This is a genomic window from Pseudomonas morbosilactucae (genome assembly GCF_023241715.1).
GTDB lineage: Bacteria > Pseudomonadota > Gammaproteobacteria > Pseudomonadales > Pseudomonadaceae > Aquipseudomonas > Aquipseudomonas morbosilactucae.
Window position 1 is genome coordinate 38,847 of sequence record NZ_JALQCW010000084.1, and the last position, 18,698, is coordinate 57,544.

Annotated in this window: 16 protein-coding genes and 2 pseudogenes; 6 read left to right on the forward strand and 12 right to left on the reverse strand. The window is 63.5% G+C overall.

What is annotated here, in order from left to right; all coding sequences use genetic code 11:
* Nucleotides 1-14: 14 nt before the first annotated feature.
* Nucleotides 15-887: a LysR family transcriptional regulator gene (locus tag M1B34_RS27715; protein WP_268266786.1), complete on the reverse strand. Its 873-nt coding sequence runs from the start codon at nt 885-887 to the stop codon at nt 15-17.
* A 79-nt stretch (nt 888-966) separates the two neighbouring features.
* Between M1B34_RS27715 and M1B34_RS27720 the strand changes: the two are divergent.
* The 3 genes and pseudogenes from M1B34_RS27720 (at nt 967) to hpaR (ending at nt 3,808) form a co-directional block, all read left to right on the forward strand.
* Nucleotides 967-1,913: pseudogene (locus M1B34_RS27720) on the forward strand (DMT family transporter).
* 262 nt (nt 1,914-2,175) lie between these two features.
* The gene (gene hppD / locus M1B34_RS27725; RefSeq protein ID WP_268266788.1) at nt 2,176-3,252 is read left to right on the forward strand and encodes a 4-hydroxyphenylpyruvate dioxygenase; all 1,077 of its coding nucleotides are present in this window, start codon (nt 2,176-2,178) and stop codon (nt 3,250-3,252) included.
* A 133-nt stretch (nt 3,253-3,385) separates the two neighbouring features.
* Nucleotides 3,386-3,808 (forward strand): homoprotocatechuate degradation operon regulator HpaR, encoded by a 423-nt coding sequence (hpaR, locus tag M1B34_RS27730; protein ID WP_123333448.1) that lies wholly within the window; start codon nt 3,386-3,388, stop codon nt 3,806-3,808.
* Nucleotides 3,809-3,814: 6 nt separating this feature from the next.
* On the opposite strand, the gene rarD is transcribed toward hpaR, so the two are convergent.
* The 3 genes from rarD to M1B34_RS27745 form a co-directional block, all read right to left on the reverse strand.
* Nucleotides 3,815-4,693: an EamA family transporter RarD gene (gene rarD / locus M1B34_RS27735; protein ID WP_268266789.1), complete on the reverse strand. Its 879-nt coding sequence runs from the start codon at nt 4,691-4,693 to the stop codon at nt 3,815-3,817.
* Between the two features lie 198 nt (nt 4,694-4,891).
* Nucleotides 4,892-5,905: an aldo/keto reductase gene (locus M1B34_RS27740; protein WP_123333444.1), complete on the reverse strand. Its 1,014-nt coding sequence runs from the start codon at nt 5,903-5,905 to the stop codon at nt 4,892-4,894.
* A 221-nt stretch (nt 5,906-6,126) separates the two neighbouring features.
* Complete coding sequence (locus M1B34_RS27745) at nt 6,127-7,440, reverse strand: MFS transporter (protein WP_123333442.1); 1,314 nt, start codon at nt 7,438-7,440, stop codon at nt 6,127-6,129.
* 180 nt (nt 7,441-7,620) lie between these two features.
* Between M1B34_RS27745 and M1B34_RS27750 the strand changes: the two genes are divergently transcribed.
* Together M1B34_RS27750 and M1B34_RS27755 are read left to right on the forward strand one after the other, a co-directional pair.
* On the forward strand, nt 7,621-8,742 hold the full coding sequence (locus M1B34_RS27750; protein ID WP_268266790.1) for a sugar diacid recognition domain-containing protein: 1,122 nt from the start codon (nt 7,621-7,623) through the stop codon (nt 8,740-8,742).
* 151 nt (nt 8,743-8,893) lie between these two features.
* Complete coding sequence (locus M1B34_RS27755; protein ID WP_268266791.1) at nt 8,894-10,036, forward strand: glycerate kinase; 1,143 nt, start codon at nt 8,894-8,896, stop codon at nt 10,034-10,036.
* Nucleotides 10,037-10,191: 155 nt separating this feature from the next.
* On the opposite strand, the gene hpaI is transcribed toward M1B34_RS27755, so the two are convergent.
* From hpaI to M1B34_RS27795, 8 genes and pseudogenes are all read right to left on the reverse strand, one after another.
* Entirely contained in the window at nt 10,192-10,995 is an 804-nt protein-coding gene (gene hpaI / locus M1B34_RS27760) for a 4-hydroxy-2-oxoheptanedioate aldolase (RefSeq protein ID WP_123333436.1), read from the reverse strand.
* A 10-nt stretch (nt 10,996-11,005) separates the two neighbouring features.
* Nucleotides 11,006-11,809, reverse strand: coding sequence for a 2-oxo-hept-4-ene-1,7-dioate hydratase (gene hpaH / locus M1B34_RS27765; protein WP_268261367.1), 804 nt, complete (start codon nt 11,807-11,809; stop codon nt 11,006-11,008).
* Between the two features lie 2 nt (nt 11,810-11,811).
* On the reverse strand, nt 11,812-13,119 hold the full coding sequence (locus M1B34_RS27770) for an MFS transporter (protein WP_268266792.1): 1,308 nt from the start codon (nt 13,117-13,119) through the stop codon (nt 11,812-11,814).
* 71 nt (nt 13,120-13,190) lie between these two features.
* Nucleotides 13,191-13,579, reverse strand: a pseudogene (locus M1B34_RS27775) (5-carboxymethyl-2-hydroxymuconate isomerase).
* Nucleotides 13,580-13,733: 154 nt separating this feature from the next.
* Nucleotides 13,734-14,591 carry a 3,4-dihydroxyphenylacetate 2,3-dioxygenase gene (hpaD, locus tag M1B34_RS27780; protein WP_123333429.1) on the reverse strand — a complete coding sequence of 286 codons (858 nt, stop codon included), beginning with the start codon at nt 14,589-14,591 and terminating at the stop codon, nt 13,734-13,736.
* A 54-nt stretch (nt 14,592-14,645) separates the two neighbouring features.
* Nucleotides 14,646-16,106, reverse strand: a complete 1,461-nt coding sequence (gene hpaE / locus M1B34_RS27785; RefSeq protein ID WP_123334468.1) for a 5-carboxymethyl-2-hydroxymuconate semialdehyde dehydrogenase — start codon at nt 16,104-16,106, stop codon at nt 14,646-14,648.
* Between the two features lie 5 nt (nt 16,107-16,111).
* On the reverse strand, nt 16,112-16,882 hold the full coding sequence (locus M1B34_RS27790; protein WP_268266793.1) for a fumarylacetoacetate hydrolase family protein: 771 nt from the start codon (nt 16,880-16,882) through the stop codon (nt 16,112-16,114).
* A gap of 9 nt (nt 16,883-16,891) precedes the next feature.
* Nucleotides 16,892-17,551, reverse strand: a complete 660-nt coding sequence (locus tag M1B34_RS27795; RefSeq protein WP_123333425.1) for a fumarylacetoacetate hydrolase family protein — start codon at nt 17,549-17,551, stop codon at nt 16,892-16,894.
* Nucleotides 17,552-17,747: 196 nt separating this feature from the next.
* On the opposite strand from M1B34_RS27795, the gene hpaA reads away from it, so the two are divergent.
* Nucleotides 17,748-18,668: a 4-hydroxyphenylacetate catabolism regulatory protein HpaA gene (hpaA, locus tag M1B34_RS27800; protein ID WP_268266794.1), complete on the forward strand. Its 921-nt coding sequence runs from the start codon at nt 17,748-17,750 to the stop codon at nt 18,666-18,668.
* Nucleotides 18,669-18,698 lie beyond the last annotated feature (30 nt).

Sequence of the window (18,698 nt, forward strand, 5' to 3'; positions counted from 1 at the left end):
AGGATAGATGGCTTTCAGCGGCGATAAAGGATTTGCGCGTGCTGGATAAAGGCCAGGGTTGCGGGCGACGCCTGGCGTTGATCGAGCACGGCAATCCCGACGTTGCGGCGGGCGGCTGGCAACAGCTCTCGGGTCACGTAGCGCGGGTCCGGGGAGGGCGGTAGGGACAGTTGGGCGACAATGCTCAGGGCATCGCCCCGGCTGACGGTTTCCAGGGTGCTGAGCAATTGCGAGCAGCGATAACGCACCTTTGGCGTGAGCCCGGCGTTGGCGAACAGGCGTGATACCAACTCTGCCGAACCGGCTTCGGAGAGTACGAACGGATCATCGCAAAGCGCTTTCAGGGGCAGCGTGCTTTTGGCCGCCAGCGGGTGTTGGCTTGGCAGCAGGGCCACCAGTTGATCTTCCGCCAGGGCAAAGGTGTCGAAACGCTCCTGGGGCAGCACCACGAAACCCAGATCGATGCGGCGTTGTTCCAGCCATTGCAGCACTTGGCGATCCGGTCCTTCATCGATGTGCACCTCGATCCCGGGATGCTGCAGGCGATAACCCTGGAGAATCTCCGGCAGCAGGCGCATCGACGCCGTGGGCCCGAAGGAGCCGATCCGCAGGGTGCCGCGTTTCATGCCGCGGGCATCGGCGGCTTCCTGCTCCAGGGTCGCGGCCAGGCCCAACATGGCTCGGGCCCGCAGCAGCAGTTGCTGGCCGATGTCGCTGAGTTCCACCTGGGCCTGATGACGGCGGAACAGGTCCACCCCCAGTTCCTGTTCCAGGGACTTGATGGCGTGGGACACCGCCGATTGCGAGATGCCCAGGCGATGGGCCGCGAGGGTGAACCCGCGCAGTTCGGCCACCAGGGAAAAGATCTCGAGTTGGGTCAAGGTCATGAATAAAAGCTCATTTTACGATGATCGGCTATTAGAAAAAGAATACCCCAACGCCCTCAAACCTCGACGTTGGAGTCTTATGTCATTTTCTGATCGAACCGGCCGTTACGCCGGATTTATGCCGGTGTACGCCAAGTTGGCAGCGGTGAGCATGATCTGGGGCGGCACCTTTGTCGCCGGGCGTCTGCTAGCCGGGACGCTGGCGCCGCTGTTGGCCGCCAGCGTGCGTTTTTTCCTGGCCAGCCTGGCATTGATGCTGTTCATGGCCCTGGCACGGATCCCGCTGGCGCGCCCCACCCGGGGTCAGTTTGCGCAACTGACCGTGCTGGGCTTTTTCGGCATCTTTTTTTACAACCTGTGCTTCTTCAACGGCCTGCAACTGATCGGCGCCTCCCGCGCCTCATTGATCGTGGCGCTGAACCCGGCGGTGATTGCCTTGGCGTCGTGGTGGCTGTTCAAGGAGCGCTTGGGCCGGACCAAGGTCATGGGCATCGCCCTGTGCCTGGTCGGCGCCGGCACGGTAATCCTCAGTCGCGACCCTTCGGTTTTGCAGGCTGGGGCGGCCAGTTGGCGTGGGGATCTGCTGATTTTTGGCTGCGTACTGGGGTGGGGCCTCTATTCCTTGGGCGCCAGGAACCTCAACAGCAGCCTCGGCCCGTTGCAAACCGTGACCTACTCCATTGGGCTGGGCACGCTGATGCTGTGGGCGGTGACCCTGGCCATGGGCGACGTGGACCTGGCGGCGATCGCCCAGCTCAACCTCGGACAAGGCCTAGGGCTGCTGTACCTCGGCGTGCTCGGTTCGGCTCTGGCCTACATCCTCTATTACGATGGCGTGCAGCGCATCGGTGCGACCCGCGCCGGAGCCTTCATCGCACTCAACCCGCTGACCGCGGTGCTGCTCGGTGCCCTGTTACTGGCGGAGCCGCTGACCCTGAGCATGGGCCTGGGCGGGGCGCTGATTCTCGTCGCCTTTATTTATGCAACAAAGGCCTTGCGACGCCGGCAAAAAAGCGGATTTTATAGAGATTACGGACAAACATATTTACGCTGTGTAGAATCCGGTTACGCATACAATAATAAAATCTTCTGGCAGCAGAAGCCTCGCCAGCCTGCAAGCAAGACAGGGTCGACATGAAGATATTCGGTTTCCAACTGATCTACGGTGATTTCCTCGCCCGCAGCGTGCGCGGTATCTCCTGCGCGCCACCCTCGCTCCTCAGCATTCATAAGCACTGACCCTCCGCGTATCGCGGCGGTTAATTCTAAAAATGATGAGGCGCCAACCATGGCAGATATCTTCGAAAACCCAATGGGCCTGATGGGCTTTGAATTCATCGAATTCGCATCGCCTACCCCCAATACCCTTGAGCCGATCTTCCAGATCATGGGCTTTACCAAGGTCGCGACCCACCGTTCCAAAGACGTGCACCTGTACCGTCAGGGCGCGATCAACCTGATCCTCAACAACGAACCTCACAGCGTGGCCTCGTACTTTGCCGCCGAGCACGGCCCGTCGGTGTGCGGCATGGCGTTCCGCGTGCAGAACGCCCAGCAGGCCTATTCCCGTGCCCTGGAGCTGGGTGCCCAGCCGATCCACATCGCCACCGGCCCCATGGAGCTGAACCTGCCGGCGATCAAAGGCATCGGCGGCGCGCCGCTGTACCTGATCGACCGTTATGGTGAAGGCAGCTCGATCTATGACATCGACTTCGTATTCCTCGACGGCGTGGACCGCCATCCCGAGGGCGCGGGCCTGAAGATCATCGACCACCTGACCCACAACGTGTACCGCGGACGCATGGCTTACTGGGCCGGCTTCTACGAGAAACTGTTCAACTTCCGCGAGATTCGCTACTTCGACATCAAGGGCGAATACACCGGCCTGACCTCCAAGGCCATGACCGCTCCGGACGGCATGATCCGCATCCCGCTGAACGAGGAATCGTCCAAGGGCGCCGGGCAGATCGAAGAGTTTCTGATGCAGTTCAACGGCGAGGGCATCCAGCACGTGGCGTTCCTCACCGATGACCTGGTGAAGACTTGGGACGCGTTGAAAAAGATCGGCATGCGCTTTATGACCGCGCCGCCGGAAACCTATTACGAGATGCTTGAAGGTCGCCTGCCGAACCACGGTGAGCCGGTCAACGAGCTGCAATCACGGGGCATCTTGCTGGACGGCTCGTCGGAAGCCGGCGACAAGCGCCTGTTGTTGCAGATTTTCTCGGAGACCCTGATGGGCCCGGTGTTCTTCGAATTCATCCAGCGCAAGGGCGACGATGGTTTCGGTGAAGGCAACTTCAAGGCACTGTTCGAATCGATCGAGCGTGACCAGGTGCGTCGTGGTGTGCTCGCCACCGATTAAGGCCAGGCCGCATTGATTACAGAGCCCGATCCGGCGCTTGCCGGGTCGGGCTTTATTTTGCCTGTCGGTTGCCGATAGTGAATGTGTTAATGTTTCTCGCCTGCCTACCCGCCCCCCTGACCGACGGCCCTCGATGAAGACACCCAGACCCTCGCTGACCCTGACCTTGCTCCAGGCCCGTGAAGCCGCCATGGCTTTTTTTCGCCCCTCTTTGAACCAGCACGACCTCACCGAACAGCAGTGGCGGGTGATTCGTATCCTGCGCCAGAACGGCGAGCTGGAAAGCCATCAACTGGCGAAGATGGCCTGCATCCTGCCGCCCAGCATGACCGGTGTGCTGACCCGGCTGGAGCGTGATGAATACGTCAGCCGGCGCAAATCCCCGGAAGACCAGCGCCGTCTGTTTATCACCCTGACCGAGCGTGGCGAAGCCTGTTTCGAGTCCATGAGCGGCGACATGGAAATCAACTACCAGAAGATCCAGCAGCAGTTCGGGGAAGAAAAGCTCCAGGCCTTGCTGGGCCTGCTCAACGAGCTGAAACAGATCAAGCCCTGAGGTGGCTCATGAGTGCCGACGGCGACGCTGGCGCAGCAGGTGCCTGAATCCTTCCAGCATCAACACCAGCACCGCCAGCCAGATCGGCCCGTAGGTCAACCATTCCCCCGGCCCGATGCTTTCTCCCAGCAGCAGGGCCACGGCCAGCAACAGCACGGGTTCAACGTAACTTAGCAGGCCGAACAGGCTAAAGGCCAGCAGCCGGCTGGCGATGATGTAGCAAAGCAAGGCCGAGGCGCTGATCACCCCGAGCAATGGAATCAGCAGGTACAGGCCCGGGTTGCGCTCCAGTACGTTGAAGTCCTGGGCGAACCACAGGGCCACGGGGATCAGCAGCGCCATGTCGAACCACAGGCCGCCCAGGTGATCGGTGCCCAGGCGTTTGCGCAGCACGAAGTACAGCGGGTAACCCAGCACCACCAGCAAGGTCGGCCACGACACCCCACCCATTTGATACAGCTCATTGAACACCCCGACGCCGGCGAACAGGGTGGCGATTTTCTGCAGCCGTGACAGGCGTTCGCCATAGGCAATGCGCCCGGTCAGCACCATGGTCAGCGGCAGGAGGAAATACCCCAGGGACACGTCCAGGCTATGGCCGTTGAGTGGCGCCCACATAAACAGCCAGAGTTGCGCGCCCACCAGGGCCGAGGACAGCATCAGCGCCAGAAGCAGGGCCGGCGTGGCCAGCACCCGTCGGCCCAGGCCGACCACTCGCGGCCATTCGCCGGCCAGGATCATGAACAGGGTCATGCAGGGCAGGGTCAGCAGCATCCGCCAGCCAAAGATCTCCAGCCCGGAAAGCGGCGCCAGCAGCGAGGTGTAGTAGTACATGACGGCAAACAGCACCGACGCCAGAACCGATAAAACAATACCTTTAGACACGCTGTCCTCGTGTGACCTGCACCGCAGGCTTGATGAAATAGGGGGGATGTACGTCGAGGGGAATATAGAGGGTTTACAGCGAGAAATTTGCGCTGAATCCGGGTGTTTTGTGGAGGAATTTCTCGTTTTGGCCAAAACCGCCGATTAATCCCGCCGATTGAGCAGTGGCCGCCCGCGCTGGGCGGCCAGGTGCGGACCTCAGGCCGAGAATGGCGTGCGCCCGGAAACGAAATGACTGACGTCATTGAAGCCGGGGGTCGAGGCATGCCCGGGGGTGACCAGAGCGTCGATAAAGGCTTCGTCTTCGGCGCTGATGCGCACGCTCAACGCCTCGGTGTAGGCATCCCACTGCTGCTCGGTACGCGGGCCGACGATGGCCGAGCTGACCGCCTGATTGTTCAGCACCCAGGCGATGGCGAAGGGCACGATCCCCACACCTCGGCCCTGGCAGTACTCCTGGATCTGCTGGGCGATGCGCAGGGACTCGACCCGCCATTCGGTTTCCAGGATGCGCTTGTCCTGGCGCCCGGCGCGGCTGCTGCTGTCCGGCGCCACATCGGGGGCGTACTTGCCACTGAGCACGCCCCGGGCCAACGGGCTGTAAGGCACCACGCCAAGGCCGTAGGCGCGGGCGGCGGTGATCTGCTCGGCTTCGGCCTGGCGGTTGACGATGTTGTACAGCGGTTGGCTGATCACCGGGCGCTCGATCCCCAGTTGGTCAGCGATGCGCACCGCTTCGGCGATCCGCCAGCCGCGGTAGTTGGACAGCCCCCAGTAACGGATCTTGCCCTGGCGCAGCAGGTCGCCGATGGCGCGGATGCTCACCTCCAGTGGCGTGTTGTGGTCTTCGCGGTGCAGGTAATAGATGTCCAGGTAGTCGCTGCCCAGGCGGGTCAGGCTGGCGTCGATGGCGTTGAAAATATGCTTGCGGCTCAGTCCGGCGCGGTTGGGCACGCCGTCGGCCGGCCCGAAGCCGACCTTGGACGCCACCACCCAGTCATGGCGACGGCGGGCAATGGCTTCACCGACGATCTCCTCGGAGCGCCCGCCTGTGTAGACGTCGGCGGTGTCGATAAAGTTGATGCCCTGGTCCCAGGCCTTGTCGATGATGCGCAGGGCGTCGTCGGTTTGGGTCTGCTCGCCGAACATCATGGTGCCCAGGGTCAGGGCGGAGACCTTGAGGCCGGAATGGCCGAGGAGGCGATGGCTCATGAACGAAATCCTTGTACGTTGAGGAAGCGACCGCAGCGTCGCAGACGAGGCGTCGGGCACACATCAAATACCAGAACCCCGGCCAGGAGCAATCTCAATCAAGGGAAAATACGACGTTCGAGGGCGCTGGCCGTGCTGTCTGGATGCACAAGCGAGGGGCGGTATCAGGAGCGAGGCGCCGCGTCGGCGGCGGGGCAGTCCGACGCGGGCTTGGGGAGGGCTTACTGGTTACGCAGGCTGCGGGTCATGCGCAGGGCCAGCAGGCTGCCGGCGACGATCACCCCGGCCAACAGGTACAGGGCGGCATCGGTGGAGCCGGTGGTGTCCTTGACCCAGCCGACGATGTACGGGCTGAGAAAACCGGCCATCTGGCCCATGGAGTTGATCAACGCCAGGCCACCGGCAGCGGCACCGGCACTGAGCAGCGCTGTGGGCACCGGCCAGAACATTGGCAGACCGGTGAGGGCGCCCATGGTGGCGATGGTCAGGCCGAGGATGGCGATGGCCGGCTGGGTGGCGAAGTTGACCGCGATCAGCAAGCCCACGGCGCCCATCAGCATCGGCACCACCAAGTGCCAGCGGCGCTCCTTGCGCAGGTCGGCGGAACGGCCCACCAGCAGCATGAACACCGCCGCCAGCAAGTAGGGAATGGCGCTCAGCCAACCGATCACCAGGTTGTCGCTGAAGCCCAGGTTCTTGATGATCGACGGCAACCAGAAGTTGATGGCGTAGACGCCGCTCTGGATGCAGAAGTAGATCAGGCCAAAGGCCCAGATCGCCGGGTTCTTGAACACCGCGGCCAGGGAGTCGCCGGTGGTCTTGGGCTTGTTGGCGGCGTCTTCGGCCTGGTCGGCTTCGAGCACCGCACGCTCCTTGGGCGTCAGCCACGTGGCGTTGGCGAAGCTGTCGCTAAGCAGGAAAAACGCCAGGCCACCCAGCACGACTGTCGGAATGCCCTGCAGCAGGAACATCCACTGCCAGCCCGCAAGGCCACCCTGGCCGGCGGCGAAGTGGTTGAGGATCCAGCCGGAGAAGGGGCTGCCGAGCAGGCCGGACACCGGGATAGCCGACATGAACAGGGCCATGATGCGGCCGCGACGGAAGCTCGGGAACCACTGCGAGAGGTACAGCACCACGCCGGGGAAGAAGCCGGCTTCGGCGGCCCCGGTGAACAGGCGCAGGGTGTAGAACTGGGTCGGTGTGGTGACGAACAGCAGGCAGGTGGACAGGGTGCCCCAGGTGATCATCATCAGCGCAATCCAGCGCCGAGGGCCGAACTTGTTCAGTGCCAGGTTGCTCGGCACGCCGCACAGCACGTAACCGATAAAGAAGATGCCGGCCCCGAGGCCGTACACGGTTTCACTGAATTTCAGCGCATCGAGCATTTGCAACTTGGCGAAGCCAACGTTGACCCGGTCCAGGTAGTTGAACAGGTAGCAAATGAAGATGAAGGGGATCAAGCGCAGGGTGATGCGCTTGTAGACGGTGTTCTTTTCGTCAGCTGTGGCCAGGACGGCAGCGGCGCTCTGTGACATGGCGGGTCTCTCTTTATTATGATTTTTTGCGGTGCAAGGGTAACGTTGACCGCCCTGAGAGTCTCGGTCAGGTCAAGGCGGCTGTCTTTGTGCTTGCGCACAGCGATTGCACGCTTCGTCCGTGCTGGCGACCAAGTTTCCGGCTTTTCACAAGAATCCGCCTTCAAGGATCACGCTGCTATGTTCGAACTGGATCATGACCTGGCCCAGGATATCGTCGACCGGACGATGGCCATCTTGCCCTACAACGTCAACGTCATGGACAGCCAGGGCCTGATCCTCGGCAGCGGCGAACCGGAGCGCGTCAACACTCGCCACGAGGGCGCGCAACTGGTACTAGCCAACGGTCGTGTGGTGGAGATCGACGTGCAGACCGCCAAGCACCTCAAGGGCGTGCAGCCAGGCATCAACCTACCGTTGCTGCATGACCAGCGGCTGATCGGCGTGCTGGGCATCACCGGCGACCCGGAGCAGTTGCGCACCTACGCCGAACTGGTGCGCATGACCGCCGAGATGCTGGTGGGCCAGCGCCATCAGCAGGCCGAACAACAATGGCGCCGCCAGCGTGGCGACGACTTGCTGGCCTTGCTGCTCAGCGATGACGGTGACTCGCCGCGGCTGGTGGACGAGGCGCAGCAGATGGGCCTCAAGCCGCAGTTGCCGCGCACCCCGTACCTGTTCGAGCTGGGCCTGGAACACAGCGCCGGGCAGACCGCCGAAGCCCTGAGCGGCTGGTTGATGTCGCGCTACCCGGACAGCTGGTGCGTCAGCGCCTCCAAGACCTCGTTGCTGTGGTGCCGACCGGCAGCGACCACCGTCGACAACCCACGGTTGCTGGAGAAGCTCGACGGCCTGGGCTGGAACATCCTGCGCATCGCCATTGGCGGGCAGGCTGACGGCCTGGCCGGGTTGCGCCGCTGCTATCGCCGGGTTGGCGACTTGCTGGCCTACGGTCGTGACGTATTGGGCCATTCACGCTTGCTGACCCTGAACCGTTATCGCCTGCCAGTGATGCTCTGGCGCCATCGCAATGATGACGCCTTGGACGAGTTGCTCAGCCCGTTGCGCAAGGTGATCGCCAAGGACAGCAACGGCCAGTTGCTCGCGACCCTGCGCAGTTGGTGCGAGCACGATGGGCAAAGCCAGGCCTGTGCCGATGCCCTGGGCATTCACCGCAACAGCCTGCGTTACCGCATGGAGCGCATTGCCGAGCTGAGCGGCGTCGACCCGTTGCGGCTCGATGGCATGCTGGCGCTGTATCTGGGCGTGCAATTGCTGCCCCAAGGCAGCGATGCCCACTGAGGTTTGTGAATGGCCGGGCCACGCCAAGGCGAGGTTTGGCCGCGGTTCTTGTAGCAATGAACAATAAAGCCGTCGCGCACTTGTGCAGTCGACAGGCGTCAGCCTCGATGGCAACTGGCAGCATGCATGGCATAAGAACCGGAGATAGCCCATGAAAATCATCATCGCCCCCGACTCCTTCAAGGACAGCCTGAGTGCCGAAGGCGTCGCCCAAGCCATTGCCCTCGGCCTGGCGGACATCTGGCCGGATGCGCAGTTGCTCCAGTGCCCGATGGCCGACGGCGGTGAAGGTACGGTGGAGTCGGTGCTGGCCGCCTGCGCCGGCGAGCCGCGCAGCACGGTGGTCCAGGGCCCCTTGGGCAGCCCGGTCGAGGCCCGTTGGGGCTGGCTGCCGAACAGCCGTACGGCAATCATTGAAATGGCCGAGGCCAGTGGCTTGCAGTTGGTGCCCCTGGGGCAGCGCGACGCCTGTGTCAGCAGCACCTTTGGCACCGGGGAGGTGATTCTGGCGGCGCTGGAGGCCGGGGCCGAGCGCATCATCCTGGCCATTGGCGGCAGCGCCACCAACGACGGCGGCGCGGGAGCCTTGCAGGCTTTGGGCTTGAAGCTTCTGGACTCGCAGGGCCGGACCCTGCCCCAGGGCGGCCTGGCCCTGGCGGACTTGGCCCGTATCGAACTCGACGGCCTGGACCCGCGCCTGGACCGGGTGCGCTTCGAGATCGCCGCCGACGTCAACAACCCGTTGTGCGGCGACCACGGTGCATCGGCGATTTTCGGTCCGCAGAAGGGCGCGTCACCACAGCAAGTGCGGGCGCTGGACCAGGCCCTGGGGCATTTTGCCGACCTGTGTGCCCAGGTCCTGCCCAAGGATGTGCGCGACGAACCCGGCAGCGGCGCGGCCGGCGGCCTGGGGTTTGCCGCCAAGGCGTTCCTCGGGGCGCAGTTCCGCCCAGGCGTGGAAGTGGTGGCCGAGTTGGTGGGGTTGGAGCAGGCCGTGATGGGCGCTGATTTGGTGATCACCGGGGAAGGGCGCTTCGACGCCCAGACCTTGCGCGGCAAGACCCCCTTTGGCGTCGCCCGCATCGCCCGCCAGCACGGCGTACCGGTGATTGTGCTGGCCGGCACCCTGGGCGACGGCTACGAGCAGATGTACCAACATGGAGTGGACGCAGCGTTCGCCCTGGCATCCGGACCTATGAGCCTGGAACAGGCCTGCAGCGAAGCACCGCGCCTGCTGCGGGCCCGCGCCGCCGACATCGCCCGAGTCTGGCGCCTGGCCAGCCGCACCCGATAAACCCCGCCATCGCCGGCCAGCCGGGCTCCTGCAGGGGCGGGGTGAACATCAACCCTGTGTGGGCGCTGGCTTGCCAGCGATAGCGCCCTCAAGCACTGCGCCTGTCTTGACACTGCGATCGTCGGCAAGCCGGCTCCTGCAAGGTACGGGGGGCGTCAATAAACCCCGCCGCCGCTGGTGCTAGGGGTCTCCAGGGTCTTGTACTGGCCGGCGAGGGTTTGCAGACCTTTCATCAGCACCGTGGTATCCACACCCACCGCAACGAAATTCGCCCCCAACTCAATCGCCCGCCGTGCCAGGGTCTGGTCGGCGCTGAGGATCCCGGCGGCCTTGCCGGCGCGGCGAATCCGCAGGATGGCGTCCTCGATCGCTGCCGCCACTTCGGGGTGCCCGGGGTTGCCGCGATGGCCCATGGACGCCGACAAGTCCGCCGGCCCGATAAACACCCCATCCACCCCATCCACAGCAGCAATCTGGTCGAGGTTGGCCAGGCCGGCAAGGTTTTCGATCTGCACCAGCAGGCACATTTGTGCGTCGGCCTGGTCCAGGTAACCCGGCACGCTGTTCCAGCGCGACGCCCGGGCCAGGGCGCTGCCCACCCCGCGAATGCCTTCGGGTGGATAACGCATGGCGCGCACCAGTTGCCGGGCCTGCTCGGCGCTTTCGACCATGGGCACCAGCAAGGTCTGGGCACCGATGTCCAGCAATTGCTTGATCAGCGCGGTGTCGCCAATGGGCGGGCGGATGATGCCGTGCACCGGGTAGGGGGCAATCGCCTGCAACTGGCCGAGCAAGCCGCGCAGGTCATTGGGGGCGTGTTCGCCGTCCAGCAACAGCCAGTCAAAACCGGCATTGGCCGCGAGTTCGGCGCAATAGGCATTGGCCAGGCCGACCCACAGGCCGATCTGTGGCTCGGCGTCTTGCAGGCGTTGTTTGAAGCGGTTGATCGGCAGCTGCATGGCAGTTTCCTCAGACAAAACGGCAGGCGATGGAGCCCAGTTGGTCGTAGTCGACGTGGAACACGTCCCCCGGATTGGCCGCCACCGGGCGGGTAAAGGAACCGCCGAGAATGATCTGCCCGGCCTCCAGGCCGACGTCATAGGCCGCCAGTTTGTTGGCCAGCCAGGCCACGCCCTTGGCCGGGTGGTTGAGCACCGCTGCCGAGACCCCGGACTCCTCGATCACACCGTTGCGGTACAGCACCGCCGGCACCTTGCGCAGGTCAATGTCCCCCGGGCGCACGGCTCGACCGCCCATCACCACCCCGGCGTTGGCGGCGTTGTCGGAAATGGTGTCGAACACCTTGCGGGTGACCTGGGTCTGCGGGTCCAGTTGCTGGATGCGCGCGTCGATGATTTCCAAGGCCGGGATCACCCATTCAGTGGCTTCCAGCACGTCGAACAGGGTGCAGTTGGGGCCCTTGAGCGGCTTGCCGAGGATAAACGCCAGCTCCACCTCGACCCGCGGCACGATAAAACGCTGGAATGGGATGTCGCTGCCTTCGTCGAAGAACATGTCGTCGAGCAGGGCACCGAAATCCGGTTCGCTGATGTTCGACGACACCTGCATGGCCCGGGAGGTCAGGCCGATCTTGTGCCCCACCAGCTTGCGGCCATCGCGGATCTTCTGTTCCACCCAGCAGCGCTGGATGGCGTAGGCGTCTTCAACGCTGATGTCGGGGTAGGCCAGGGACAGTTGGCCGATCTGTTCCCGGGAGCGTTCGGCGCCATCGAGGCGGGCCGCGGCCTGTTGGATCTGTGCGGTAGTCAGCATGGTTATTTCTCTCGTGGATTGACGATATGGGCCGGTACCCGCAGCACCAGCCAGGCGCCGACGGCGATCAGCAGGGCCAGGGCGTACAGCGCCAGGCTGGCGCTCTGGGTGGCGTCACGCACCACGCCGATCAGGTAAGGGGCGAGGAACGAGGCGATGCTGCCCAGGGAACTGATCAGGCCGATGCCCGCCGCCTGGGTATTGCTGGCCAGGAACGCCGGTGGCAGTTGCCAGAACATCGGCAATGCGGCACTGGCGCCCATGCCCGCCATCAGCAAGCCGAACATCACCTGCCAAGGGTTTTCCGGGGCCAGCCCGGTGATGATCAGCCCGGCGCTGGCCATCAACAGCGGTACGCCCAGGTGCCAGCGGCGTTCGCGCTGGCGGTCGGAAGAGCGGCCGATGCCGATCATGAACAGGCAGCCGGCCAGGTAAGGCAGGGCGCTGAGCATGCCCACGCTGCTGTCGCGGCCGATGCCGGCGTGGTGGATCAGGGTCGGCATCCAGAAGGCAATGGTGTTCACCGCCAGCATCACCGCGCAGTAGATGCTCACCAGCAGCCAGATGTGCCGGTTGCCCAGCAGGTCGCTGAAGCGGCTGATGGATTTGTGTTGTTCCTCGCGGGCCAGCGCTGCCTGCACCTGGGCTTTTTGCGCGTCGCTCAGCCAGTCCACTTGCTCGAGGCTTTCCGGCAGGACCTTGAGCACCACCAGCCCGAGCAGTACCACGGGCAGGCCTTCGATCAGGAACATCCACTGCCAGCCGCGCAGGCCGCCGAGGTCGTGAAAACCTTCAAGGATCCAGCCTGACAACGGCCCGCCCACCACCCCGGCCATGGGCACGGCAATGGCGAACAGCGCCGTGACCTGGCCCCGCCGAGCTGCCGGGAACCAGCGGTTGAGCAGCACCAGGATGCCGGGGAAGAAACCGGCTTCGGCCACCCCCAGGAGAAAGCGCAGGGCATAGAAACCCGCCGCGCTGTCCACCAGCAGCAGGGCGCTGGACAACAGGCCCCAGGTGACCATCAGGGTGGCGATCCAGCGGCGCGGGCCGACCCTGTCCAGGGCCAGGTTGCTGGGCACGCCGAACAGCGCATAGGCAATGAAAAACAGCCCAGCGCCCAGGCCGTAGACGCTGTCACTGAAGCCCAGGTCCTGGGTCATCTGCAGCTTGGCGAAGCCGATATTGATCCGGTCCAGGTGGGCAAAGATGTAGCAGGTGAACAGCAGCGGCATCAGACGCCAAGTGATGGTGCGATAGGTGTCGTTGACCTCGGCGACTGGCGCTTCGGCGATGGCTGGATGGGACATGTCAATGACCTCGTTATTGTTGTTGTGGGTACCAGCGGAACACCGCCTTGTAGATGCCGGCTTGCCGGCGATCAGGCCTGTCCGCTTAAAAACGCATGCACGTTGTTATGTTTGAAGTTGAGCTCGGCATCCAGCTCGGTCATCTCGAATGACAAGGCCAGCAGGCGTCGGGCCTGCAGCTCGGCAAAGTGCGCCTTGATCACCTCGAACAGCGCCTCGGCGACCTGGCGCGCGTGGCCAGGTCCCGTCCGGCGCCCACTTGCAGGCGCATGTGGACAAAGGCGTAGTCGTGCTTGCCATCGGCCATGCGCCAGGTGTCCAGGCGCTGGCCCCGGCTGCGAATACCGCCCAGGGGGAACACGCCACTGGCGCCCAGGCAGTCATGGACCTTGACGAAGAGCCCGGGCAGATCGGCTTCGGCCTCGATGTTGTCGGTGTATTCAGCGATGAAATGGGGCATGGGGAGCTCCTTTGGCGCAGGGGGGCGCGGCAAGCTACAAGCGGCAAGAGCAGTGCTCTTACGCTGGTAGCCCGCGCCTCGCAGGTTCAATTGACGTTGTTAAGCGCTTTCAGCTTGCGGCTCACAGCTCACAGCTTGCCGTTCACCACTGCCTTCAAAGCTCAAAGACCGCATTAATCTGGCCGGTGCCCGAGCTGCCGAACGGCGGGGTGATGATCTCGGCCGGTCGGTTGTAGTCCGGCCCGCCCAGCAGTCCCAGGAGCATGGCTGTGTCATGCATCTTGCCTTCGCCGTAACAGTGCTCGGCGTAGTCCGGCAGCATGGCGCAGAACTCGCGGAAGCGGCCTTGCTGCCACAGCTCCACCACCCGCAGGTCCATCTGCTTGTCGAATTCCCGGGTCCAGTTATGGATGTTGGCTTCGGCCAGGCGGTCATCGGAGAAGCGGTGGGACAGGGAGCCGGACGCCAGCACCAGGACCTTGCGATCGCTCTTTTCGATGGCCCGGCGGACAGCGGCACCAAAGGTGAAGCTGTCTTCCAGGCGATGCCAGGCGCACCAGGCGGCGATCGAAATCACCTTGAAGTGCTCCTCCGGCGGCACGTCCATGTGCATGTAGCGCATGGGCACCAGGGTTCCGTACTCCAGCTCCAGGCTGGGGATGTTGTGGGCCAGGGTGCGCACATCGGCGGCATTGGCCTCGGCGGCAATCAATTCGCCCAGCTCCGGGCAGCCTTGATAGTCGTAGGTCATGTTCTTGATGAAGTGCGGCAGCTCGTTGCTGGTGTAGGTGCCATTGAAGGCTTCACCGCAGTTGATGTGGTAACCGCTGTTGACCAGCCAGTGCACATCGAACACCACCGCGGTGTCGGCCCCCAGCGCCCGGGCGCGGCGGGCAATCTCCTTGTGTCCGGCAATGGCAGCAGCGCGGCAGCCGTGGTGTTTGCCCGGCAGTTCGGACAGGTACATCGATGGAACGTGGCAGACCTTGGCGGCCATGACGACTTCGCCCATGGTGCTTCTCCTGAAACATCTTATTGTTGGCGTGATCCGGGACGGTTACAGACCTTACACGCCCCAGCGCGGGATGTGGTGACTGCCCATGGATAGGCAGACGTTCTTGATCTCGGCAAACACCTCGAAGCTGTACTCACCGCCTTCACGGCCGGTGCCCGAGCCCTTGACCCCGCCGAAGGGCTGGCGCAGGTCGCGCACGTTCTGGCTGTTGATAAACACCATGCCGGCCTCGATGCCACGGGCCAGGCGATGGGCCTTGCCGATGTCCTGGGTCCAGATATAGGACGCCAGGCCGTACTCGGTGTCGTTGGCCAATTGCAGGGCCTCGGCTTCGTCCTTGAACGGAATCAGGCAGACCACCGGGCCGAAGATTTCCTCCTGGGCGATGCGCATTTTGTTGTTCACATCGGCGAACACCGTGGGTTGGATGAACTGACCCTTGCTCAGGTGCGCCGGCAAGTTGGCCGGGCGTTCCAGGCCACCAGCGAGCAGGGTGGCGCCTTCTTCGATACCGATCTTGATATAGCCGGTGACCTTGTCGTAGTGGGCCTGGGTAATCATCGAGCCGACTTGGGTTTTCAAGTCCGTGGGGTCACCGACAATCAGCCGCTTGGCGCGGGCGGCGAATTCCTTGACGAACTGCGGGTAGACGCTTTCCTGGATGAAAATCCGGCTGCCGGCGGTGCAGCGTTCGCCGTTCAGGGAAAAGATGGTGAACAGCGCGGCGTCCAGGGCCCGTTCCAGGTCGGCGTCCTCGAAGACCAGCACCGGCGACTTGCCGCCCAGTTCCATGGAGTACTTCTTCAGGCCCGCGGTCTGCATGATTTTCTTGCCGGTGGCGGTGCCGCCGGTGAAGGAAATTGCCCGCACATCCGGGTGGCGCACCAGGGCGTCGCCAGCGGTGGCGCCGTAGCCCTGGACGATGTTCAGCACCCCGGCCGGAATGCCCGCTTCCACGGCCAGGCGCCCCAGTTCGTTGGCGGTCAGTGGCGACAGTTCGCTCATCTTCAACACGGCGGTGTTGCCCAGGGCCAGGCACGGCGCGGTCTTCCAGGTGGCGGTCATGAACGGCACGTTCCACGGCGACACCAGGGCACAGACGCCCACCGGCTGGTACAGGGTGTAGTTGAGCATCTGGTCGTCCACCGGGTAGCTGTGGCCGTCCATGCGGGTGCAGACCTCGGCGAAGAAGTCGAAGTTATGCGAGGCCCGGGGGATCAGCACGTTCTTGGTCTGGTGGATCGGCAAACCGGTGTCCAGGGTTTCCAGTTCGGCCAGGTTCGGTACGTTCTGCTCGATCAGTTCGCCGAGCTTGCGCATCAGCCGCGCACGCTCCTTGGCCGGGGTGTTGGCCCATTTCGGAAAGGCTTCCTTGGCGGCTGCCACGGCCAGGGCGATTTCTTCGGCGCCGCCGCTGGCCACTTCACCGATGGCCTCGCCAGTGGCGGGGTTGTAGTTGGTGAAGACGTCTTTGCTTTCGACCTCACGGCCGTTGATCCAATGTTTGATCATGCTGCTCAAGCCTCTTTCCGGGCGGAGAAGAATTCCGCTTCGCTGACAATTCGGTTAACCAGGCGACCCACGCCTTCCACTTCCACCACCACTTCATCCCCCGGAACCACATCGGCCAAGCCTTCCGGCGTGCCGGTGGCGATCATGTCGCCGGGTTGCAGGGTCATGAAACTGGACAGGTATTCGATCAGGTAAGGGATGTCGAAAATCATGTCCCGGGTGCTGCCTTCCTGGCGCAGCTCACCGTTGACCCAGGTGCGCAGCGTCAGGTTGCCGGGGTCCGGCACATCGGCGACGTCGACGATCCACGGCCCGACCGGGGTCGTGGCATCGCGGTTCTTCACCCGCAGGTTGGGCCGGTAGTAGTTTTCCAGGTAGTCGCGGATTGCGTAGTCGTTGCACAGCGTGTAGCCGGCCAGGTACTCCAGGGCATCCTCGCGTTTGACGTTGCGCGCGGTCTTGCCGATCACCGCCACCAGTTCGCACTCGTAGTGCATGTAGGCGACGTTGTCCGGGCGCCAGGTCACTTGGTGATGGCCGGTGTAAGTGCCGGGGGACTTGATAAAGGCCAAGGGCTCGGTCGGCGGCGTGAAGGCCAGCTCGGCGGCGTGGTCGGCGTAGTTCAGGCCCAGGGCGAACATGCTGCCGGTGGCCGGCGGCAGCCATTGCACCTGGTCTTCGGCGAGGGTGCGGCCATCGGCCAGGGTCACGGCGTTGTGCTCGTTGACCGACACCTCGTGGACCTGACCTTGAAAACGGATACGGGCGTGTTTCATGTCGATTCCTTATTCAGCAACGATGGAGTTGGCGAGGCGACCCAGGCCGCTGATCTGCACTTCGACGCGGTCGCCGGGGCGCACATCGACACGGCCTTCCGGGGTTCCGGTGATCAGCACGTCGCCGGCATGCAGGGTCATGAACTCGCTGAGCTCGACAATCAATTGCGGGATGCTGCGCACCAGGTTCGCGGTGCTGTTGTGTTGCACCCGTTCGCCGTTGACGAACAACTCAAGGTCCAGGGCGTGTGGGTCGGCCACCTCGTTGGCAGGCACCAGGGTCGGGCCCAGGGCGCAGAAACCGTCCCGGCACTTGGCCTTCACGGCGGGGCGGTAGTAGCTGTCTTCAGGCAGGCTGAATTCGTTGACGATGGTGTAGCCGGCCACGTACTGCATGGCGTTTTCCAGGCTCACGCGGCTGGCGTCCTTGCCGATCACCACCCCCAGCGCCGGGCCCGGCTGCAGGCGTTCGACGCCGTTCGGGTAGACCACGGGCGCATCGTGCCGGTTGCGGGTGTTGGGGGTCTTGATGAACAGCACCGGTTTCACCGGGGGCTTCTGGTACGGCGGCTGGGTGAAGCTTTGCAGGTGCTGCTGCAACAGCCCCTGGTAGTTCAGGGCCACGCCGAACAGGGTGCCGGTGGCGACGTCATGCAGTGCACGGCTCATTGTTGTTGTCTCCTCTGCATCGCGGAACAGGGGGTTGGCCGCGAGGTGAATTCGTTAATGTGTTAACGTTATATTTAATATGTTAACGATCGTCAAGGGCTGAAGCCCTGTGTTCATTTGCGGGCTGGTTTACACGCGGCGGATCACGCAGGATGGGACGGCCCCAAGGGCTTGAAAATAAAAAGAGAACGTTGCCATGAGTGATCGCCAGCCGATCCCCAATATCAATATCGGTCAGGTCTACGACCAGCGTTACGCCGACTCCCAGGTGCATTACGACAAGCTCAGCAATCTGGCCGGGTTCTTCGGGCGCAACATGCCGGTGCATCGCCATGACCGGTTTTTCCAGGTGCACTACGTGCAGAGCGGGGCGGTGCGGGTGTACCTCGACGACCAGCAATATCTGGAGTCGGGACCGATGTTTTTCCTCACGCCGCCAACCATTCCCCATTCCTTTGTCACCGAAGCCGACAGCGAAGGCCACGTGCTCACCGTGCGTCAGCAACTGGTCTGGGAACTGATCGAAGCTGACCCCAGGTTGGCTCCGGGGCCTGTGGTGCCGCCGGCCTGTGTCGCCTTAGCGCGCCTGGGCACGGAATTCGAAGCCGAGGTGCAACGCCTGGAGCGGCTGTTCAGTGAATTGCAGCGCGAGTTTTCCGGCCAAGAGCCTGGGCGAGAGCCGGCCCTGGAAGCCTTGACGCGCTTGATCGTCATCAGCCTGCTCAGGCTGTCGGCCAATTCCCTGGAGGCCCGCCCGGCGCGGCACGAAGACCTGCAGATTTTCCACCGTTTCAATGAACTGATCGAAGCCCAGTACCTGGAGCACTGGCCGCTGACCCGCTATGCGGCGCAGATCGGCGTCACCGAGGCGCGGCTCAACGACGTCTGCCGGCGCATCGCTGACCTGCCGTCCAAGCGCCTGGTGTACGAACGGTTGATGCAAGAGGCCAAGCGTCTGCTGCTGTTCACCGGCAGTTCGGTAAACGAAATCTGCTACCGCCTGGGCTTCAAGGACCCGGCGTATTTCAGCCGCTTCTTCCTGCGTTACGCGAGGATCACCCCCGGCGAGTACCGGGCGCGTCAGGGGCAGGTCGAGGTGATGCACCCCCAACCGTGAAAACCCTGTCGGGATGATGGCCATATGCCG